The sequence below is a fragment of the Brucella tritici genome, assembly GCF_008932295.1.
GTDB lineage: Bacteria > Pseudomonadota > Alphaproteobacteria > Rhizobiales > Rhizobiaceae > Brucella > Brucella tritici.
On record NZ_WBWA01000012.1, the window covers coordinates 113,348 to 134,689 of the forward strand.

Sequence of the window (21,342 nt, forward strand, 5' to 3'; positions counted from 1 at the left end):
CTTCCGGCAGGGTTTGCGTTCAGGCCATAATTGCAACGAATGATTTGCGGTAAAACCCGCATATTGTTGTGGGTCATTGCGCTGGCCCACGCGAAAAGCGTGTGATCTCCTATCTTTGACTTCCACGTGACGTACATAATGAGCATGTTGCAAATATATCTGCAAAATTGAGCGGGCGGATGGGCAGCGAGGCAGGACATGACGTCTGAACCAGACAAGGACAAGACGAAGCAGAGCGCGCCCAAAAAAGAGCGCCGCCGCAGAAAGCCCAGACGCAGTGTTACCGAGCGCCTGCGCAAAAGTTCGGCAAAGCTGATTGGCGGCGCCCCCTCACGCGACGGAACCGATCTTTTCTCGCAGATGTCGATGATGGTCGGGGCCTTTATGACTTCGCCGGTGCGCAACACGCTGATTATGCTTGGAACCGGCATTTTCGTTCTCGTCGTGCTGATTGCCGTCGGGCAGGTCGCCATCAATCGCTGGAACGAACCTTTCTACGATGCGCTCTCCCGCCGCGATTTGCAGGCTTTCTTCCATCAGCTGATGGTCTTCTTCGGCATTGCGGGCAGCCTGCTCGTGCTCAACGTATCGCAAACCTGGCTCAACCAGATGTTTGCGCTCAAGATGCGCGAGGGGCTGGCGCGTGATCTGGTGGGGCAATGGCTGGTGCCGGGGAGGGCGTTTCGTCTCGCCAATGCAGGCGAGATCGGCATCAATCCCGATCAGCGTCTGCATGAAGATGCACGTCACCTCGCGGAAACATCGTGCAATCTAGGGATCAATCTCCTCCAGTCGACCGTCATTCTGGTGAGTTTTGTCGGCGTCCTGTGGTCACTGTCGAGCGGCTTCGTGTTTCATGTCGCGGGCTACAGTTTCTCGATCCCCGGTTACATGGTCTGGGCTGTCATCATCTATGCGGCATCCGCATCGTGGCTGACATGGATCGTCGGGCGCAGCCTGGTCAATATCAACGCCAATCGCTATGCGCGCGAAGCTGATTTCCGCGCGTCGCTGATGCGGGTCAATGAGCACGTGGACGCCATCACCCTGTCGCGCGGCGAAGGGGACGAGAGACGCCGCCTTGATCTGGATATCGATGCGGTCGTGGCTGCAATCCGCAAGATCGTCTTTGCGACCACGCGATTGACCTGGGTGACTGCCGGCTACGGCTGGCTCACCATCGTGGCGCCTATTCTCGTGGCGGCGCCGGTCTATTTCTCCGGAGGACTGACCTTCGGTGGGCTGATGATGGCCGTTGGAGCATTTACGCAGGTGCATAATTCACTGCGCTGGTTTGTCGATAATTTCGGGGCGATTGCGGACTGGCGGGCGACGCTGCTGCGTGTCGCGAGCTTCCGTCAGGCGGTGCTGCGCATGGACGAACTCGGCCATCTGGACCGGCAGATCGATCTTGCGACGAATGATAATGACAGGCTGACGCTGGATGATGTTTCCATTGCCGCGCCCGATCTGTGCCTGAAGCTTTCCCGCAAGGCCTTTTCGGTGAAACCCGGCGAACGGGTGCTGGTCACGGGTGGAACCGAGACGCAGAGAACGCTGTTGTTCCGCGCATTGGGCGGGCTTTGGCCATGGGGCGAGGGGCGGATCGGTATGCCCGTCGGCGATGGTGTCGCTTTCATGCCGCGGGCACCTTATTTTCCGCCCGGCAACCTCAAGGGTGTGATTGTCTATCCGCTTGATATCAAAAAGTTTTCGGAAGAAGACCTGGAGAATGTGCTGCGGCGGGCCGGGCTTGAACGGCTTTCCACGAGTCTTGATCGCGTTGCGCGCTGGGATCGTGTTCTGACCGACGATGAGCGCCAATGTATCGCTTTTGCCCGCCTGATCTTGCAGAAGCCGCAATGGATTGTGATCGACGGCGCGCTCGATGGTCTCGATGCCGAAGCCTACGACCGGATTCGCGATATGCTGAACACCGAGTTGAAGGATGCAGCCGTCATCCATCTTGGCAAGCCGCATCTGCACGATGGCCTTTTCACCCAGCAGGTCAGTCTGGAAGGTGATCCTTCAGGTAAGCCGTTGGAGATACCAGCCCTTAAAACAGCATAAAAAAAACCGCCGGTCACCCGGCGGTTTTTTGTTTCGGGATGTCTTTAGGCTATCAGCGGAAATAATCCTGCAGCGGGCGAACTTCCAGCGATCCGGCCTTGAGCGCGGCGATAGCTTCGGCGGCTGCTTCGGCTCCGGCCATGGTCGTGTAGTAAGGCAGCTTCTGCATCAGCGTTGCGCGGCGGATCGACTTGGAGTCGGATACAGCACTTGCGCTGTCCGTCGTGTTGAAGACCAGATGGATCTGGCGATTGCGGATCGCATCTTCCACGTGCGGACGGCCTTCGATGACCTTGTTGACCTTGGTCGATTCGACGCCGTTGGCTTCGAGGAACTTCTGCGTTCCGCCGGTTGCCATGACCTTGAAGCCGATGCTTGCAAGCTTGCGGACTGCGCCGAGCACGCGTTCCTTGTCTTCGTCGCGAACAGACACGAAGACCGTGCCTTCACGCGGCAGTTCCACGCCTGCACCAAGCTGTGCCTTTGCGAAGGCCAGAGCATAGTCGTAGTCGAGACCCATGACTTCGCCGGTCGAGCGCATTTCCGGTCCAAGCAGCGTATCGACGCCGGGGAAACGGGCAAACGGGAACACCGCTTCCTTGACCGCGATATGCGGGCGGGAAGGCGTCTTCGGCTTGCCGCCATAGGCGCCGAGTGCAGCTTCCAGGCTTTCCCCGGCCATGACGCGGGCTGCAACCTTGGCGATCGGGGTGCCGACCGTCTTGGCGACGAACGGAACCGTGCGCGATGCACGCGGATTGACCTCGAGAATGAAGATTTCGCCGTCCTTGATGGCGAACTGCACATTCATCAGGCCGCCGACATGAAGCGCCTTGGCAAGCGCTGCCGTCTGGCGTTCCAGTTCAGCAACGATTTCTGGCGAAAGCGTATGCACCGGCAGCGAGCAGGCAGAGTCGCCGGAATGAATGCCGGCTTCCTCGATATGCTCCATGATACCGGCGACAAAGCTGTCCTTGCCGTCGCACAGGCAGTCGACGTCCACTTCGATGGCTTCGGTCAGGTAGGTGTCGAACAGAAGCGGGTTCTTGCCGAGCAGCGTGTTGATCTGGCCGGTCTTGTCGTTCGGATATTTGGCCTTGATGTCTTCCGGCACCAGTTCCGGCACGGTGTCGAGCAGATAGTTCTGCAACGAACGCTCGTCATGGATGATCTGCATGGCGCGGCCACCCAGAACGTAAGACGGGCGCACGACAAGCGGGAAACCCAGATCGGCGGCGACGAGGCGGGCCTGTTCGACCGAATAGGCGATGCCGTTCTTCGGCTGGTTGAGATCGAGCTTGATCAACAGCTTCTGGAAACGGTCGCGATCTTCCGCAAGGTCGATGGCGTCGGGCGACGTGCCGAGGATCGGGATACCGGCCTTTTCAAGCGCATCGGCGAGCTTGAGCGGGGTCTGGCCGCCAAACTGCACGATAACGCCGTGCAGCGTGCCCTTTTGCCTCTCGACGCGCAGGATTTCCAGCACGTCTTCTGCCGTCAGCGGTTCGAAATAGAGACGATCCGACGTGTCGTAGTCGGTCGAAACCGTTTCCGGGTTGCAGTTGATCATGATGGCTTCATAGTCGGCATCATTGAGCGCGAAAGCCGCATGGCAGCAGCAATAATCGAACTCGATGCCCTGACCGATGCGGTTCGGACCGCCGCCGAGAATGACGACCTTCTTGCGATCCGACACTTCGGCTTCCGAGCGCGGCTGGCCGACGAATGGCGTTTCATAGGTCGAGTACATATAGGCGGTCGGCGAAGCGAATTCGGCAGCGCAGGTGTCGATGCGCTTGTAGACCGGATGCACATCGAGTTCGCCACGCAGCTTGGCCACGTCTTCCGCGTCCTTGCCCGTCAGGCTTGCAAGGCGTGCGTCGGAGAAGCCCATGGACTTCAGCATACGCAGGTTTTCAGCGTCTTGCGGCAGGCCATGTTCGCGGATGCGCTCTTCGGTCTTCACGATGGCTTCGATCTGCTCGAGGAACCAAGGGTCGATCTTCGAAGCGTCGTGCACCTGCTCGACGGTCAGGCCGAGACGCATTGCCTGCGCGACCATGCGCAGACGGTCCGGCGTCGGCGTGCCGATAGCAGCGCGGATCGCGTTCTTTTCGTCGCCTTCCTCGATGTTCGGAATGGCGATTTCATCAAGGCCCGTCAGGCCGGTTTCGAGGCCGCGCAGCGCCTTTTGCAAGCTTTCCTGGAAGGTACGGCCAATGGCCATGACTTCACCGACCGACTTCATGGCAGTGGTCAGGATCGGCGAGGAGCCGGGGAATTTCTCGAAGGCGAAACGCGGGATCTTGGTGACGACATAGTCGATCGACGGTTCGAACGAGGCTGGCGTCGCGCCGCCGGTAATGTCGTTATCCAGCTCGTCGAGCGTGTAGCCGACGGCAAGCTTGGCTGCGACCTTGGCAATCGGGAAGCCGGTTGCCTTGGAAGCCAGAGCCGAAGACCGCGACACGCGCGGGTTCATTTCGATGACGATCATGCGGCCATTGGCCGGGTTGATCGCGAACTGCACGTTGGAGCCGCCGGTTTCGACGCCGATCTCGCGCAGCACCGCAATCGAGGCGTTACGCATGATCTGGTATTCTTTGTCGGTCAGCGTCAGCGCAGGCGCAACGGTGATCGAATCGCCGGTGTGCACGCCCATCGGATCGAGGTTTTCGATCGAGCAGATGATGATGCAGTTGTCCGCCTTGTCGCGGACGACTTCCATTTCATATTCTTTCCAGCCCAGAACCGACTCTTCGATCAGAACTTCAGTCGTCGGCGATGCATCCAGACCGCGCTCGATGATTTCAAAGAATTCCTGGCGGTTATAGGCAATGCCGCCGCCCGTACCGCCGAGCGTGAAGCTTGGGCGGATAATGGCAGGCAGGCCAACCACGTCGAGCGCCTGCGCAGCCTTTGCAAGCGCATGCGTCATGTAACGCTGCTTGCGCTCGACTTCGCCGAGCTGCCATTCGGTTTCAAGCTTGTCGAGAGCCTTGTCCAGCTCGTCACCCGAGAACTGAGCCTTGACTTCGGCGCGCTTTGCTTCGTGACGCTTGCGGTCTTCGTCCTTGATTTCGGTGGCGTTTGCGAGCCTGGATTCCGGCGTATCGAGGCCGATCTTTTCCATGGCTTCACGGAACAGCGCGCGATCTTCTGCCTTGTCGATGGCTTCCGCATTGGCGCCGATCATCTCGACATTGTAGCGCTCCAGCACGCCCATGCGGCGCAGCGACAATGCGGTGTTCAGCGCGGTCTGGCCGCCCATGGTCGGCAGCAGCGCGTCCGGGCGCTCCTTGGCGATAATCTTGGCGACGACTTCCGGCGTGATCGGCTCGATATAGGTCGCGTCCGCCAGATCGGGATCGGTCATGATCGTGGCCGGGTTGGAGTTGACGAGGATGATGCGGTAGCCTTCCTCTTTCAACGCCTTACAGGCCTGCGTACCCGAATAGTCGAATTCACAAGCCTGGCCGATGACAATGGGGCCCGCGCCGATAATCAGGATCGATTTGATATCTGTACGTTTCGGCATGGGCGCTCGTCCTATCTTCTTCACGCGCATGATCTTGTCCGAAAACCGGTTCCCATTTTTCGGGATCATGCTCTTGTTTTATGCATGTCTTTGTCTCGAAACCGCTTCCCACCTTCGAGAGACATGCTGCTTAGCCTGCCAGAAAAGCCCGCACGGTTTTCCGGCGGGTTGGCAGCGTATGAATTCTGTGGGCTAAGCGGGCCTTATAGGCAATCGATTCCGAAAGCGGAACCCCACAAATCGTTTTATTTCAAAGAAAGTGCAGGCATTCACGGAAATTCTTGCCCGCCTCGCGCTTTCTCTATGGATGTTGTAACCGAACCAAAGCGCCCGCGGGTCGCTCAGGCTTCTGCCTGAGCGACCTTCAGAGACGGCTTTTTGCGCTTTGTGAGCATATGGCCGAGCCTGTTCGACGGTAGTTCGATCAGGCGGTAGGAAATCTTTGCTGCGATGATCGCGCCAATCACGATGGCAGCCATGCCGGCGATTTCAAGCGTGGGACCGAGGTTCAGCTTGCGCATCACCGCCCAGCCGAAACCGACCACGAACATATGGGTCAGGTAGAGCGAATAGGACGTTGCGCCGAGATCGACAAAGAAATTGTCTCGCAGGTCGCCGAGCCAGCGTTCGATGCCCAATGCACCGGCAACCAGCAATACAGCCGCGCTGCACATGACCAGATAGGTGGAGAAGTTGTTGAACGCGACCAGTGGGGTGGAGAAGGTGCCGTAAAGCGCTGCCATGGCAAGGATGCCAATTCCGGCCAGTGCGACCGGGGGCATTCTTTCCCACAGGCGATGCTTTTCCGCTTCTGCCAGCCACATGCCAAACATGAATGTCAGCAGGTTCTTGTGCAGATAGAAGGCTGCAATACTCGCTGATGGTTCAACGAAGAAGCTTCCGATGACACATGCGCCGAAGATACCGGTCAGCAAGATCGTGCGCTGCAAGGCATTTTTGCACCACCAGAACAAGGCGAACACAAGATAGAAGAACAATTCGTAGTTCAGCGACCAGCCGAGTTTGAAGATCGGGCGCCAATCACTTGGATCGCCGGGTGTGGCTGCGGGTATGAAGAACAGCGATTTGATGAAATAGCCCACATCCGGAACCGTCGTCTTGAACAGTGACGGCAGATAGAGAGCGCAGATGAAAACCGTGATCGTGCAGAGCCAGTAAAGCGGCACGATGCGGAAAACGCGGCGCAGCAGAAAGTCACCGGGCCTGAACGGGCCGTCGGCATTGACATAGGCGATGATGAAACCGCTGATGACGAAGAACAGTTGAACACCGAAAACGCCTAGCATCGTGATGGCATTGTTTGTTTCTGCGCGCGGATGCTCGATCGTATGGGCGATCAGGACGGCCGTTGCCGCAAGACCGCGCAATATCTGGATCGAATAAAGCTGTTTTCGATTCTGCATCTTCTATGCCCCCCATTGACGGTACACGCTGTAACGAATGCCGCGCATTTCTGCAATTGCTAGCGTATAGATTGTGGAGGCTTCGCCTTCATGTTTGTGACATCGTGAAGGAAGCCATCAATTTTTCTAGGATCCCTTCCCTTGATGCTTGTTTTGACAGGTTTTGTCTATCGAAGCAGAAAGAGTTTTCTTGTGCCCAAACTATTGCGAAAGAGTCTTCGTTTGTGATTGACGCTGCCATTTACTTTTTATGTTGCCGTGCCAACTCTTTATGCGACAATTGCAGGTATAGTTTGGTGCTGCTTCGTTGAGAGCGGCACGGTGCAGGGGAGTTGGTCAATGCGCTGGCAAGGCCGTAGGCAAAGTGACAATGTGGAAGATCAGCGCGGGACGCAGGACGGTGGCATAGGTGGCGGCATCGGTCGCGGCGGCGGCCTCGGCGGTCCCGGTTTTCGAATCGTTCGCGGCGGTGGCATTTCCGGCATTTTGATTCTGGTGGTTATGTTCTTCGTTCTGCGCGCGGTCGGCATCGATCCGCTGCCGATCCTGTTCGGTGATGGCAGCATGGGGCCGAGCGTAACCCAGCAGGCCGGACAATCCGGACGGACCGCTGCCGAGGGTGGCGCTATTGCCAATGACGAGACAACGCAGTTCGCCCGTACGGTGCTGGCTGAGACGGAAGACGTCTGGAGCGGCATTTTCAAGTCGCGTGGCCAGACCTATACGCCGCCGACGATGGTTCTGTTTTCCGGGCAGGTGCGTTCGGCCTGCGGCTTTGCTTCTGCTGCGTCCGGGCCGTTTTATTGCCCCGGCGATCGCAAGCTCTACATCGATCTGAGTTTCTATAAGGAACTGGCAAACCGCTTCGGCGCTTCCGGCGATTTCGCGCAGGCCTATGTCCTGGCGCATGAGGTCGGGCACCATGTCCAGAACCTGCTCGGCATTCTGCCGAAATTCAACCAGATGCGCCAGCAGATGAGCGAAGCGCAAGCCAACCAGATGTCGGTTCGCGTCGAGCTTCAGGCCGATTGCTTTGCCGGTGTTTGGGGTTACTACACGGAGCAGAAGGGTATTCTGGAGGCAGGCGACCTTGAAGAAGCTCTGAATGCGGCACACCAGATCGGTGATGACACGCTGCAGCGCCGCAGTCAGGGTTATGTTGTGCCGGAAAGCTTCAACCACGGCACTTCCGCCCAGCGTGCCAAGTGGTTCCAGCGCGGTTTCGATAGCGGCAAGCTGGAATCATGCGATACGTTTAGCGGTGATGTTTAAAGTCGTTCTGATACTGTAGAAAAAGGCGGTTTCGACCGCCTTTTTCTTTATGCAGGGAAAATGCCGGTTCTTTTTGTCGGAAGCCTGCAATATTCGCCTTGTCGTGAAATAATTTTCCAGATAAATGCTTTCGCACCGGCGCGGCCTTTTTCCGATTTGCAAGCGTGACGCTCAGTTTTGAGCGGCGATGGCGCGCGAGTTCTTCAATCAACACAATTTATGAATGTTCCACTCTGTCTGTCGTGGAGCATATTTCAGGTGTCCCATGCATGATCCCCAGTTTGTACGGCGGGGCTTGTTACTCGTCTTTATGACACTGTTCCTCGACATTATCGGCATTGCGATTATCATGCCGGTTCTGCCGACTTTTCTCGAAGAGCTGACCGGCGCGGATATCAGCACTGCCGCCGTCGATGGTGGCTGGCTTTTGCTGGTCTATGCAGGGATGCAGTTCCTCTTCGCGCCGATGATCGGCAATCTGAGCGACCGTTTCGGGCGCCGCCCGGTGCTGCTCGCCTCGATCTTCACCTTCGCGCTCGACAATCTGATCTGTGCGCTCGCAGTCTCCTACTGGATGTTGTTTGTCGGTCGTGTTCTGGCTGGTATCAGCGGAGCGAGCTTCGCGACGGCATCCGCCTATATCGCCGATGTCAGCGATGACAGCAATCGTGCGCGCAATTTCGGTCTGATCGGCATTGCCTTCGGGGTCGGTTTCGCACTCGGTCCGGTTCTGGGCGGTTTGTTGGGTGAATTCGGTCCGCGCGTTCCGTTCTACGGAGCGGCGTTCCTGTCTTTCATCAACTTCATCCTTGCCTATTTCCTGCTGCCGGAGACGTTGAAGCGCGAAAACCGGCGTCCTTTCCAGATCGCCCGCGCCAATCCGCTGGGCGCGCTCAAGCAGATGCGAAGCTATCCCGGCATCGGCTGGGTGGTGCTGGTCTTCTTCCTGTTCTGGCTGGCCCACGCCGTCTATCCGTCCGTCTGGGCCTTCGTCGGTGCTTATCGCTATAACTGGAGCGAAGCCCAGATTGGTCTCTCATTGGGGCTTTTCGGCATCGGCGCGGCATTCGTGATGGCACTCGTTCTGCCACGGGTTTTGCCAGTGCTTGGTGAACGGCGCACCGCGATTACAGGCGTATTGTTTTCCTGTCTTGGCATGATCGGATATGCCATCGCATGGGAAGGCTGGATGGTTTATGCCGTCATCTTCCTGACAGCGCTGGAAGGTCTGGCCGATCCGCCGCTGCGCAGTATTGCGGCAGGCAAGGTTCCGCCTTCAGCACAGGGCGAATTGCAAGGGGCGCTGACAAGCGTGTCGAGCATTACGACCATCATCGGTCCGCTCATCTTCACGCAGCTTTTCGCCGTGTTCACCGGCATGAATGCGCCGTTCGTCTTTGCGGGCATGCCCTATGCCGTCGGCGCCGGGCTGGTCTTTCTGGCACTGGTCATCGTGGTGGCGCGGGTGCGCCCGACGCCATCGGTCAAGCTGTCAGAGGCTTGATCGAAACTGGAAAGCGAAAAGGCCGGAGTTTTCACTCCGGCCTTTTACTTTGATAATTCTTTTAGAGGGTTTAAGCCGCCTGTTCGCGTTCCGGAAGCGGCGTTTCGCCCTTCTTTTCGCGGATCAGGTTGATGAAGCGGCGGAACAGATAGTGCGAATCCTGCGGGCCGGGCGATGCTTCCGGATGGTGCTGCACCGAGAATACTGGCTTGCCGACGACGCGCAGGCCGCAATTGGTGCCGTCGAAAAGCGACACATGCGTTTCCTCGACATTTTCCGGCAGCGAGTCTGAATCGACCGCGAAGCCGTGGTTCATCGAGACGATCTCGACCTTGCCGGTCGTGTAATCCTTCACCGGATGGTTGGCGCCGTGATGGCCCTGATGCATCTTCTCGGTGCGTCCGCCAAGAGCGAGCGCCAGCATCTGGTGGCCGAGGCAGATGCCGAAGACCGGAAGGTCGGTTTCGACAAGCTTCTTGATGGTTGGAACGGCATATTCGCCGGTCGCTGCCGGATCGCCGGGGCCGTTGGACAGGAAGACGCCATCCGGGTTGTGGGCCAGAACGTCTTCAGCCGTAGCCGTCGCAGGCAGCACGGTGACCTTTGCGCCGAGGCCGGTGAGCAGGCGCAGAATGTTACGCTTCACGCCGAAGTCGAGCGCTACCACGTGGTACTCCGGGGCATCCTGCTCGCCATAGCTGTTGGCGAGCGTCCATGGCGTTTCCTTCCATGTGAGGCTCTGGCCAACCGTGACGTCCTTGGCGAGATCGAGATTTTCAAGACCGCTCCATGCGGCGGCGCGTGCCTTCAGTGCGTCGAGGTCGAACTTGCCGCTTGGATCATGCGCGATGACTGCGTTCTGTGCGCCGCGCTCGCGGATGAGCGAGGTCAGCGCGCGCGTATCGATACCGGCCAGCGCAATGACGCCGCGGTGCTTCAGCCAGGCGTCCAGATCTTCCGTTGCGCGGAAGTTCGATGGTGACGTGATGTCGGCCTTGAAGATCGCGCCGACCGCGCCGTGGCGATTGGCTGGCGTCAGGTCTTCAATGTCTTCGGCATTGGTGCCGACATTGCCGATATGCGGGAAGGTGAAGGTTACGATCTGACCGGCGTAGGACGGGTCGGTCAGGATTTCTTCGTAACCGGTCAGTGCCGTGTTGAACACGACTTCGGCTTCGATAGCGCCGATTGCGCCGAGGCCTTTGCCTTCGATCACGGTTCCATCGGCAAGTACGAGGATGGCGGTTCGCTTCTCAACAGTCCAGGGTGCTGTTTTCGGTGTGGTTTCTGTCATGGTCTGCACTCCTGTTTGGTTAGCCGCGCGCCAGCGTGTGCTAATACTTCGTTACCAGTTAGTGCGTCGAGCTGATGGAATCAAATCGACGCCTAACTGTTTGTTTTCATGCATGCCGTTGTCCCAAAACCGGTTCCCATTTTTGGGCGGCATGCTTTATGCGGCACGTATCCATGTTTCAGCCAGCCACACTGCCGTTACAGGCGAATGGCTTGAAAGATGGAGCGTCAAGGGTCATATATGCGCCAAAAGGCAGCGGGGATTTGAAACCTCCCGCCGCGAGCACGTGCCGATGTCCTGCTAAGCCTTGAGCAATAGAGAAACTTGAAGGCCGGGTCAATCGTCCGCAGCCATGCTTTCCTGAAATAATGACGATAATCGTCGTATTATTATTTCTCGGGATGGTGGTTCGGACAGCTCGGCGATTCTATTCGCTTGCTGTATAGATGCAGGAAACCAACAATACAGAACTTACACCGTCAGGAGAGACGTTATGCTTCGCCAGGAGATTTCCCAGGCCCTCACGACCGCGCTGAAAGCACAGGAGAAGCGTCGCATGTCGACGCTGCGTTTGATCCTGGCTGCGGTAAAGGACCGAGATATCGCCAACCGTACCGCTGGCAAGGACCCGGTCGGGGATGAAGAATTGCTGGGCATTCTCGGCAAGATGGTCAAGCAGCGCGAAGAATCTGCCCGTATCTATGAAGAAGGCAGCCGACTTGAGCTCGCAGAAGCCGAGCGCGAGGAAATCACGATCATTTCCGAGTTTCTGCCGCAGCAGATGACCGAGGATGAAGTCAAACAGGCCTGTGCGGATGTGATTGCCGAAATCGGCGCCCAGGGCCTGCGCGACATGGGCAAGTGCATGGCTGTTCTTAAAGAGCGCTATGCAGGCAAGATGGATTTCACCAAGGCCAGCGCCATCGTGAAATCGCTTCTGCAGTGAAAGCGTGAGGCATAAGCGCCTTTGTTTTGTTTAGCCCCCGCTCTGGCGGGGGCTTTTTCTTGTGCTATGCATGACAAGGATTAGTCGATGACCGGATGTGAACCGATGAAAACAGCTTTGCTTGTCATAGACGTTCAAAACGACATCGTGGCGGGGACGGGCACGCCGGAACGGCAGCCCGCTATCGACCATGCCCTCGATGAGATTGTCATCAGACTGCGTGATCTCCAGGAGAAAGCGCGTCAGGCCGGCATTCCGGTCATCATGGTGCAGCATGATGGCGGTCCAGGCGACGAGCTTGAAAGAGGCATAGCCGGTTGGGAAATCCGCGAAGAACTTGCTTTAAGACCGGGAGATGTTCTCGTTGAAAAGCGGAGTTGCGACTCTTTCCATGAGACGGACCTTCAGGCTCTTTTGCAAAAGCTGGATATTTCGCATCTCGTCGTCGGTGGTTGCCAGACGCAATATTGCATCGACACGACTGTCCGGCGCGCCGTTTCTCTCGGTTATGACGTCACTCTGATTGGGGACGCGCATACCACGGGCGACACTGCCAGCCTGAAATTTGCGGATATCGTTGCGCATCACAACGAAACACTGAATGGCTTCAAGGCTGGAAATGCCCGTGTGCGGGTTCGTCCTGCTGCGGATATTTCCTTTTGATATTCAAAGTCATGCGGCAACGGGTGTGTACCCGCCGCCGCATGGTCTGATTTCAGCTCTGCTTGACGGTCTTGAGCCGCGTATCGCTGAGGAGGCCCTGTTCTTCGAGGACGGGATAGGCCATCGAGGCGAGCAGCGAGTTGATCTGCTTGAGATCGCGGATGGTATCGAGATGGATGCTGCTTGTCTCGATGCTGCGGGTGGCGCCCTCGCGCAGGCGGCTGAAATGGCGCATGCTCGTCTGCTTTTCCAGTTCACGCAGCTGGTCTTTTTCCTGCACTAGCTGACGGGCCGTGCGGCCATCGCGTGAGACGATCACATTGAATGCCATATGCGCATTGGCCAGAACCATGGCGTGGAAATGGCTGAGTTCCTTCCAGCCTTCCTCGGTGAATTCCAGTTTGTGATCCATCTTCTTTTGAACATGCGCCAGCATGTTGCGCACGATGATGTCGCCGACCTGCTCAAGCTTCACGCATGCACCCAGCAATTCCTGCATGCGCAGCGACTCGAAATCGCTGAGCTCATGGGTTGCAAGCTTGGTCAGATAGAGCTTGATCGCGGCATGGCGCTTGTCTACGCGGTCATCGAGGGCTTCGAGTTCATCGATCCGCACCTGATCGGGCTTTTCATAAAGCTCGATGATCCGCCGCAGCATGACTTCGATCGTGTCGCAGACGCCGACCACTTCGCGGGTTGCATTGGCAAGCGCCTGCGAGGGTCGGTCGAGCACGGCGGTATCGAGCGCGCTATATTGCTCGATCTCGATCGGCTGCTGCGAAGCCGGGGCGTTTTTGTCCGCATTGAGATTGACCAGTGCCTCGGTTGCGCGCAGCACGAGGCCGGAAAGCGGAATGCCGGCAATCATCACGATGACATTGAACAGGATATGCGCATTGACCACCTGCGAAACCGGATCGGTGCCGAGAAAGGCGACCGACGGTTTGAAGGTCTGGTAAAGCACCAGCATGACCAATGATCCGGCGCCGCGCATCAAGAGATTGCCGAGCGGCACGACACGGGTTTCCGGTGGGGCATGGCGGGTCAGGATCGGGGCGATGATCGACGAACCCAGATTGACGCCGAGAACCATCACCACGGCAAGCTCTGGATGGATCAGCCCGCGCGAGGCAAAGGTGGTCAGCAGGATGACGGCGGCAACGCTCGAATGAAACAGCCATGTCATGAGGGCGGCAAGCAGATAGGCCGTGATCGGATCGCCTGACAGATAGTCGACGATGACCGGCAGCAATTCGCTTTGCCGCAGCGGCTCGGTGGCCTGTCCGGTCATTTCCAGCGACATGATGAGCAGGCCGATGCCGACCAGAATGCGGCCGATCTGGCGCCAGTCGCGGCGCTCGGTGGTCATGAAGATGCCAGTGCCGATGACAAGGCAGAGCGGCACCAGAAGGGTGAGGTCGTAGCTCAGGATCTTGACGACGAGGGCGGAGCCAAGCTCACCGCCGCGCACGGCCATGAGACCTGCGACACCGCTGACAAAACCTGAACCGACAAATGAACCGACGAGAAGCGTAACCGCTGTCGAGCTTTGCAGGGCGACAGCAAGGGCAAGGCCAAAGGCGACGGAAAGCAGCGGGTTCTGCATCTGGTTGCGCAGGCGTCTGCGCAGCCGGTCGCCATAGGCACGCTCCACCCCGGTCCGAACCATGCGGGTTGCCCAGAGCAAGAGGGCGACAGCGCCGGCCAGGTGCAAAAGGACCAAAGAACCATTCACGGCAAAATCCCTTCGGGTTGGAGGTGGACATTTGTGATTAAGCTAACGCAACAAATGAAGAAAAAATATGTTCCGGCTAATCAATTCTCCAAGAGATATGGGCTTGTTCGCAACTAAAAGCAATCCATTCCCGCAGCGTCATGACGGATATATGACAGTTTTGTGACAGTTCGCTTGTTTGGCAGCGACATGTGATTAGCGGGGAGGGACATGCGCGTGCGATGGACTGTCAGAACGGGCGAGCCTATATAGGCTATAGACTATCACCTGCCTGCCCGAACGAACTGCCCGAACGGACTGCCGAACGAACTGAAAGTGAAATCTGTAATGCGTTTTCCACCCTCCTTTCTCGATGAGATCAGAGACCGCGTCCCGATCTCGACGCTGATAGGAACGCGTGCTTCGTTCGACCGCAAGAAAAGCAATCCGCCCAAGGGTGATTTCTGGGCGTGCTGCCCATTCCATGGCGAGAAGACGCCAAGCTTCCACTGTGAAGATCGCAAGGGCCGCTATCATTGTTTCGGCTGCGGCGTAACCGGCGATCACTTCAAGTTTCTGACCGATCTTGAAGGCTTGAGTTTCCCTGAAGCGGTGGAGCGCGTTGCCGATATGGCGGGCGTTCCGATGCCCGCGCGCGATCCGGAAATGGAAAAGCGCGAGGCACAGCGCGCTACGCTCTACGATGTGATGGAACTGGCCGCGCAGTTTTTTGAAAATCAGTTGCAAAGTGGCGTCGGCGCCAAGGCGCGCGCCTATCTGCGGGATCGCGGACTTTCGACCGCGACGCAGCAGGCGTTCCGCATTGGCTATGCGCCGGAATCGCGCAATGCCTTGAAGGAGTTTCTGGCTGGCAAAGGCGTGTCGCGCGAGCAGATCGAGGCGTGTGGCCTTGTCGTGCATGGCGAGGGCATTGCCGTTTCCTACGACCGCTTTCGCGATCGCGTCATGTTCCCGATCGAGGATTTGCGCGGGCGTATTATTGCTTTCGGCGGGCGTGCGCTCTCTGCCGATGCTCCGGCCAAATATCTGAACTCGCCGGAAACCGAACTCTTTCACAAGGGACGGGTCCTCTATAACGGATTGCGGGCACGCAAGGCCTGCCAGCCGCAAGGGGGTGAATCCGCCAAATCCATCATTGCCGTTGAAGGCTATATGGATGTGATTGCGCTGGCGCAGGCAGGTATCCATCAGGTGGTGGCCCCGCTTGGCACGGCACTGACGGAAGAACAGCTCGAACTTCTCTGGCGCATCAGCCCTGAACCCGTTCTGTGTTTTGATGGCGACGGGGCGGGGCTTCGTGCCGCATATCGTGCCGTCGATCTCGGATTGCCTGCCTTGCAGCCGGGCAAATCGTTGCGCTTTGCGCTATTGCCGGAAGGGCAGGACCCGGACGATCTGGTCAAGGCGGAAGGTCCAGCCGCATTTCATGCGGTCCTGCATGACGCCAGACCGCTGGTCGATATGGTGTGGACGCGGGAGACGACGGGCGGTGTGTTCGATACGCCCGAACGGCGGGCCGAACTGGAAGCACGCTTGCGCGAAATTACCAGCCGCATCGCGAATGAGGATATTCGGCGCCACTACAGTCAGGATATGCGCGACCGGGCACAGGCCTTTTTCGGGCAGGGCCGTCATCAGGGGCGCCAAGGCTATCAAGGCGGCGGACAGCGCAATTCGTCTTTCAACCGCAGGAATGATGGCGGGCGTGGACGCGGCGGACCTGCTGGCGGCAATGGTCGTCTTGCGATTTCCGACAGTCTGGTACGCTCCACGCTGGTCAAGGGCGGCAGGCCGGGCGCCGGATCTCACGCTCCCTTGCGCGAAACAGCAATTGTGCTGACGCTTCTCAATCATCCGCGACTGATCGAAGAGGATTTCGAGACCCTGGCCGCACTTGATCTGGGACATGAAGCGCTCAAGTCGCTGCATCTGGCCATGCTGGATGTGCTGGCTGCCGGTCACATGGAAGATGGCCACGCCATGCGGCACGCACTCGTCAATGCCGGTCATGGCGAGCAGATTGAAATGCTCGAACTCGTGGTAAAGGGCGCGAAACTCTGGACTGCGACAGCTCTGGCCGCAGAAGACGATGCACGCGAAGCCCTTCGACAGGCGCTTCACTTGCATCAGCGTGCGCGCACACTACATAAGGAACTGCGAGCCGTTGAGGCTGCGCTTGAAACAGACGAGACGGGCGAATTGTTTGCGCGTCTCAGAGATATACAAAATCAGATTTTGAAAGCTGATGCGACTGAAGCTCTGATCGACGGTTTTGGCCTGTCTTCAGGGCGTCCGCCCGGCGGTTTCTGATTCGGATTTCCGAATCAGTCATGCGAGAAAAGCCGGAAATGCGGGGTTGCGATCCGGAAAACGTGCTCTATCTGGCCCGCGAAGAGGCTGCGACAACAAAATGATTCGCTTTTTAAGCGCGAATCAGGTGAGTCGCTCTTGACGTATGGCGTAAATGACGGAATCACGACAGTTCGAACAAGGAAAAGAACAGAAACCGGTGATATCCGATGCTGCAGGGCGGCAAGCTGGGTCCGGGCCGAAACATGGCCGGGAAAAGGCCCGGTTAAAAGGCAATGTCTGGTTGACCGCCCGATCTGCCCACAAGAAATCGGAGATGAAGAAGCCCGATACCGATGGCAAGGTTAATCCGCCATTAAGAGGAAATCGGCTACTCGCAGAACCAACTGACGGATTGCGGCCTCGCAAAACTGTCCGAGAACTCTATATATCTTAGAAGCGACCGGGGTCGCCTGGAGAAGAACATATGGCAACGAAGGTTAAGGAAAACGAAGAAGCCGAAGTCGAGCGCGAAGGTGCTGCCGACGGTCCGCTTCTCGACCTTTCTGACGATGCTGTCAAGAAGATGATCAAACTCGCGAAGAAGCGCGGCTACGTCACTATGGACGAGCTGAATGCCGTGCTGCCTTCCGAGGAAGTGACATCCGAGCAGATCGAAGACACGATGTCGATGCTTTCCGATATGGGCATCAACGTCGTTGAAGATGACGAGCAGGACAACGACCGCGAAGAGAACAACGACGACGACTCGGAAGAGGGCGGCGATCTGGTTGAGTCTGGCGGTACGGCTGTTGCCACCACCACGACCAAGAAAGAGCCGACCGACCGTACCGACGATCCGGTGCGCATGTATCTGCGCGAAATGGGTTCCGTCGAGCTTCTGTCGCGTGAAGGCGAAATTGCGATTGCAAAGCGCATCGAGGCTGGTCGTGAAACGATGATCGCCGGGCTTTGTGAAAGCCCGCTCACCTTTCAGGCGATCATCATCTGGCGCGACCAGTTGAACGATTCCAACATTCTGCTGCGCGAAATCATCGACCTCGAAACCACCTATGCCGGTCCGGAAGCCAAGCAGGCCCCGGTGATCGAGCGCGTGGAAGAGGAAAAGCCGCGCGATGACAAGCCTCAGCGCCGCTCGCGTGATGACGACGACATTACCAATGTCGGCGGCGACATGCCCGCGGAAGAGGAAGAAGAGGACGAGGACGAAGCCAACCTGTCGCTGGCGGCCATGGAAGCCGAACTGCGTCCTCAGGTCATGGAAACGCTCGACCTTATCGCCGACACTTACAAGAAACTGCGCAAGCTGCAGGACCAGCAGGTCGAGGGCCGTCTGGCCGCGACCGGCGAACTGTCGTCGAGCCAGGAGCGTCGCTACAAGGAACTGAAAGATCAGCTCATCAAGGCAGTGAAGTCGCTGTCGCTGAACCAGAACCGTATCGAACAGCTCGTCGAACAGCTTTACGACATCAACAAGCGTCTGGTGCAGAACGAAGGCAAGCTGCTGCGTCTGGCAGAATCCTTCGGCGTACGTCGTGAGGAATTCCTGAAGGAATATCAGGGCCACGAGCTGGACCCGAAGTGGGTGGAGCGCGTCAGCACGCTTTCAGCCCGTGGCTGGAAGGAATTCGCAGCCAAGGAAGAGCGCGCCATCGACCGTCTGCGTTCTGAAATCCAGATGCTGGCGACCGAAACCGCGATTTCCATCGGCGAATTCCGCCGTATCGTCAATCAGGTGCAGAAGGGCGAACGCGAAGCGACCATCGCCAAGAAGGAAATGGTCGAAGCCAATCTTCGCCTCGTCATCTCGATTGCCAAGAAGTACACGAACCGTGGTCTGCAGTTCCTCGATCTCATTCAGGAAGGCAATATCGGCCTGATGAAGGCTGTCGACAAGTTCGAGTATCGCCGCGGTTACAAGTTCTCGACCTATGCGACCTGGTGGATTCGTCAGGCAATCACCCGTTCGATTGCCGATCAGGCGCGCACCATCCGTATTCCGGTGCATATGATCGAAACGATCAACAAGATCGTTCGTACGTCGCGCCAGATGCTGCATGAAATCGGTCGTGAGCCGACGCCGGAAGAACTGGCTGAAAAGCTCGCCATGCCGCTCGAAAAAGTGCGCAAGGTGCTGAAGATCGCCAAGGAGCCGATCTCGCTCGAAACGCCGGTTGGCGACGAGGAAGATTCACATCTGGGCGATTTCATCGAGGACAAGAACGCGCTTCTGCCAATCGATGCCGCCATTCAGGCCAATCTGCGCGATACGACGACCCGTGTTCTGGCTTCGCTGACGCCGCGTGAAGAACGTGTTCTGCGTATGCGCTTCGGCATCGGCATGAACACCGATCACACGCTGGAAGAAGTCGGCCAGCAGTTCTCGGTTACCCGCGAACGTATCCGCCAGATCGAAGCCAAGGCGCTGCGCAAGCTGAAGCATCCGAGCCGTTCGCGTAAGCTGCGTTCGTTCCTCGATAGCTAGGGCTTGGATAGCTGAACTGAATAAAAACATATGGGAAGGGGAGGCGATATGTCTTTTTTGAAGCGTCTTTTCGGTGGGGGCTCTGCCTCCGAGACACCGGCAGAGCCGAAAGAGGCTGGTCGCCTTGAGCACAAGGACTTTCTGATCATTGCCACGCCCTATAGCGAGGGCGGGCAATATCAGGTCTGCGGCGTCATTTCCAAGACGATCGATGGCGAAGTGAAGGAATATCGCTTCGTTCGTGCCGACCGTTGCCCCGGCATCGAAGATGCCGCCAGCATTTCGCTGAACAAGGGCCGGCAGATTGTGGATGAACAGGGCGAAGCTATTTTCCGCTGAACCGTCCGCAAGAGAATTGAAAAAGCCGCGCATGCAAAATGCGCGGCTTTTGCTGTTTAGAGGTTAATGCGGGTCGCACACCATGGCGACCATTCTGCGTACGAGGGGCAGAATGGCGAGGAGAACCGGAAAAGCGACCACCCACGAAAGAGCCCATGCCGTCATCCAGCTCGATGCGAGATGGGGATGGGTAACGCCAAGGCTCTTGGCGGTTGCAATCAACGACACAATGAACGTCATCATGATCGATAGGATGAACGGCATCACGATGGATGCATAGCGTGCGGGCAGCTTCCTGCGGCGTGCGCATTCAAACTGAGACATCTGTATTCCTGAATATTATGCGGGGAAGGCGCAACGAAACATCAATGTGAATTGCCGTTCCCGGCGAGATTGATGCGTTGCCTAACGTAAGACGCTTACGGTCATGATGATGACTTGGGTCTAATAACCCGATAAGGATTGAATATCAAGTGTTCTGAAACGGCGGCGATTTGTCCACGCCATTCCCGACATAATTCCATTATACGCTGCATCATGAACGACAAACCATTCTGGCGCACCAAGACCTTGAATCAGCTCACCCGCAGCGAGTGGGAGAGCCTGTGTGACGGTTGCGGCCAATGCTGCCTGCATAAATTGCAGGATGACGACACAAACGAGATTTACTGGACCAGCGTTGCCTGCACGCTGCTCAACCCGGATAGCTGCCAGTGCCGTGATTATCCGAATCGCAAGAAGACGGTGCCGGACTGCGTTTTTCTGACACCGGAAATCGTTGACGAAGTGGATTGGCTGCCTGTCACCTGTGCCTATCGTCTGGTTGCAGAAGGTTCGGACCTCTATTGGTGGCATCCGCTGGTTTCAGGTTCACCCGAAACGGTGCACGAGGCAGGTGTTTCCGTTCGCGGCAAGGTGACGGCTTTCGATCACGATCTGGAAGATGACGATGATTATCTGGATCATATGGCGATGCCGGGCCATCGCTGATGGCTCGCTTGCGTTTTTCAAACATTGCGTAAATTTAATCTGTGCTTCAAATATCGTAGCGCGAACTTTGTTCTCTCATAACATATTGAATTTATTAAATTTATAGAGGATGTGTGTCGGGCTTTCCCTCAGCTTCACAGGAAGCTGAATGGCACATGAACGTGAGTTTTTCATTCTGTTCATCTTTCGGGCGCTACTTCTCGGGTGTCTCAGGCAAGACCTGAAAACAAATTGAAAGAGGTTCAAAGATGTCTGCTATTTCGCTCAAGTCGTTCGTCGTAACCGCCGCTCTTGGTGTTGCCGCCATCTTCACGACGGCAGCTTCGGCCAGCGCCGCATCGCCGATTGTTGCTCCAGCCATCAGCACGCAGGCAAGCTCCGCCATCGTGAATGTCGACTACAGAGACTATCGCCATGGCCGTCCGGTTTATCGCGGTCCTGCCTGCTCTGTGGAAGGTGCCAAGATGAAGGCTAACCGCATGGGTATCCGCAACGCGCGTGTCGTCTATCGTGGCAAGTCGGTTCAGGTTCGCGGCTTCCGTCACGGCCGTCCTGCCGGTGTTGTATTCGCCAATGTACGCGGCTGCCCGATCATTCGCTAACGGCATAGTAGAGTTTCAAAAGCCCCGGCCTGAGCAATCAGGCCGGGGCTTATACATTTGAGGCCGGAACGTTAAACTTCGTTCCGGCCTCTATGTCATTGTGGTGAATGCAACACCGCAATGGCTGCTGCAAAGCGGTTGAGCCCATCGGGGCGTGAACTTTCGTTCGT

Annotated in this window: 16 protein-coding genes and 1 pseudogene; 11 read left to right on the plus strand and 6 right to left on the minus strand. The window is 57.3% G+C overall.

Annotation, left to right across the window (positions count from 1 at the left end; all coding sequences use genetic code 11):
- Positions 1 to 198: 198 nt before the first annotated feature.
- Complete coding sequence (locus F9K91_RS14195) at positions 199 to 2,070, plus strand: ABC transporter ATP-binding protein/permease (protein ID WP_151651937.1); 1,872 nt, start codon at positions 199 to 201, stop codon at positions 2,068 to 2,070.
- A gap of 52 nt (positions 2,071 to 2,122) precedes the next feature.
- On the opposite strand, the gene carB is transcribed toward F9K91_RS14195, so the two are convergent.
- Positions 2,123 to 5,608, minus strand: coding sequence for a carbamoyl-phosphate synthase large subunit (gene carB, locus F9K91_RS14200; RefSeq protein WP_151651936.1), 3,486 nt, complete (start codon positions 5,606 to 5,608; stop codon positions 2,123 to 2,125).
- Between the two features lie 341 nt (positions 5,609 to 5,949).
- Entirely contained in the window at positions 5,950 to 7,032 is a 1,083-nt protein-coding gene (locus tag F9K91_RS14205; protein ID WP_151678021.1) for an acyltransferase family protein, read from the minus strand.
- Positions 7,033 to 7,167: 135 nt separating this feature from the next.
- Between F9K91_RS14205 and F9K91_RS26710 the strand changes: the two are divergent.
- Positions 7,168 to 7,260, plus strand: a pseudogene (locus F9K91_RS26710) (DUF2306 domain-containing protein); the annotation flags it as partial.
- A 111-nt stretch (positions 7,261 to 7,371) separates the two neighbouring features.
- Positions 7,372 to 8,304, plus strand: a complete 933-nt coding sequence (ypfJ, locus tag F9K91_RS14210) for a KPN_02809 family neutral zinc metallopeptidase (protein WP_151678022.1) — start codon at positions 7,372 to 7,374, stop codon at positions 8,302 to 8,304.
- On the opposite strand, the gene F9K91_RS14215 is transcribed toward ypfJ, so the two are convergent.
- The gene (locus F9K91_RS14215) at positions 8,288 to 8,518 is read right to left on the minus strand and encodes a hypothetical protein (RefSeq protein WP_151558237.1); all 231 of its coding nucleotides are present in this window, start codon (positions 8,516 to 8,518) and stop codon (positions 8,288 to 8,290) included. The two genes, ypfJ and F9K91_RS14215, sit on opposite strands and share 17 nt — an antisense overlap.
- Positions 8,519 to 8,569: 51 nt before the next feature.
- Between F9K91_RS14215 and F9K91_RS14220 the strand changes: the two genes are divergently transcribed.
- Positions 8,570 to 9,808: a TCR/Tet family MFS transporter gene (locus F9K91_RS14220; protein ID WP_151651933.1), complete on the plus strand. Its 1,239-nt coding sequence runs from the start codon at positions 8,570 to 8,572 to the stop codon at positions 9,806 to 9,808.
- A gap of 70 nt (positions 9,809 to 9,878) precedes the next feature.
- On the opposite strand, the gene carA is transcribed toward F9K91_RS14220, so the two are convergent.
- Positions 9,879 to 11,102, minus strand: a complete 1,224-nt coding sequence (carA, locus tag F9K91_RS14225; protein ID WP_151651932.1) for a glutamine-hydrolyzing carbamoyl-phosphate synthase small subunit — start codon at positions 11,100 to 11,102, stop codon at positions 9,879 to 9,881.
- A 493-nt stretch (positions 11,103 to 11,595) separates the two neighbouring features.
- Here carA and F9K91_RS14230 point away from each other — a divergent pair, with 493 nt between their 5' ends.
- Both F9K91_RS14230 and F9K91_RS14235 read left to right on the plus strand, forming a co-directional pair.
- On the plus strand, positions 11,596 to 12,048 hold the full coding sequence (locus F9K91_RS14230) for a GatB/YqeY domain-containing protein (RefSeq protein ID WP_012091702.1): 453 nt from the start codon (positions 11,596 to 11,598) through the stop codon (positions 12,046 to 12,048).
- 105 nt (positions 12,049 to 12,153) lie between these two features.
- On the plus strand, positions 12,154 to 12,711 hold the full coding sequence (locus tag F9K91_RS14235; protein ID WP_151558231.1) for a cysteine hydrolase family protein: 558 nt from the start codon (positions 12,154 to 12,156) through the stop codon (positions 12,709 to 12,711).
- Positions 12,712 to 12,763: 52 nt separating this feature from the next.
- Here the strand turns inward: F9K91_RS14235 and F9K91_RS14240 are convergent, their stop codons facing one another.
- The gene (locus tag F9K91_RS14240) at positions 12,764 to 14,446 is read right to left on the minus strand and encodes a Na/Pi cotransporter family protein (protein ID WP_151558229.1); all 1,683 of its coding nucleotides are present in this window, start codon (positions 14,444 to 14,446) and stop codon (positions 12,764 to 12,766) included.
- 327 nt (positions 14,447 to 14,773) lie between these two features.
- Here F9K91_RS14240 and dnaG point away from each other — a divergent pair, with 327 nt between their 5' ends.
- The 3 genes from dnaG to F9K91_RS14255 all read left to right on the plus strand — a co-directional run bounded on the left by dnaG (position 14,774) and on the right by F9K91_RS14255 (position 19,580).
- On the plus strand, positions 14,774 to 16,756 hold the full coding sequence (dnaG, locus tag F9K91_RS14245) for a DNA primase (RefSeq protein WP_151678023.1): 1,983 nt from the start codon (positions 14,774 to 14,776) through the stop codon (positions 16,754 to 16,756).
- A gap of 466 nt (positions 16,757 to 17,222) precedes the next feature.
- Positions 17,223 to 19,241 carry an RNA polymerase sigma factor RpoD gene (gene rpoD / locus F9K91_RS14250; RefSeq protein ID WP_010659674.1) on the plus strand — a complete coding sequence of 673 codons (2,019 nt, stop codon included), beginning with the start codon at positions 17,223 to 17,225 and terminating at the stop codon, positions 19,239 to 19,241.
- 48 nt (positions 19,242 to 19,289) lie between these two features.
- Positions 19,290 to 19,580, plus strand: coding sequence for an HlyU family transcriptional regulator (locus tag F9K91_RS14255; RefSeq protein WP_010659675.1), 291 nt, complete (start codon positions 19,290 to 19,292; stop codon positions 19,578 to 19,580).
- Between the two features lie 63 nt (positions 19,581 to 19,643).
- On the opposite strand, the gene F9K91_RS14260 is transcribed toward F9K91_RS14255, so the two are convergent.
- Positions 19,644 to 19,904 carry a DUF2798 domain-containing protein gene (locus F9K91_RS14260; protein ID WP_151558224.1) on the minus strand — a complete coding sequence of 87 codons (261 nt, stop codon included), beginning with the start codon at positions 19,902 to 19,904 and terminating at the stop codon, positions 19,644 to 19,646.
- A gap of 213 nt (positions 19,905 to 20,117) precedes the next feature.
- Between F9K91_RS14260 and F9K91_RS14265 the strand changes: the two genes are divergently transcribed.
- Positions 20,118 to 20,570 carry a YcgN family cysteine cluster protein gene (locus F9K91_RS14265; protein ID WP_151558222.1) on the plus strand — a complete coding sequence of 151 codons (453 nt, stop codon included), beginning with the start codon at positions 20,118 to 20,120 and terminating at the stop codon, positions 20,568 to 20,570.
- 248 nt (positions 20,571 to 20,818) lie between these two features.
- Positions 20,819 to 21,172, plus strand: a complete 354-nt coding sequence (locus F9K91_RS14270) for an antifreeze protein (protein WP_151678024.1) — start codon at positions 20,819 to 20,821, stop codon at positions 21,170 to 21,172.
- Positions 21,173 to 21,342 lie beyond the last annotated feature (170 nt).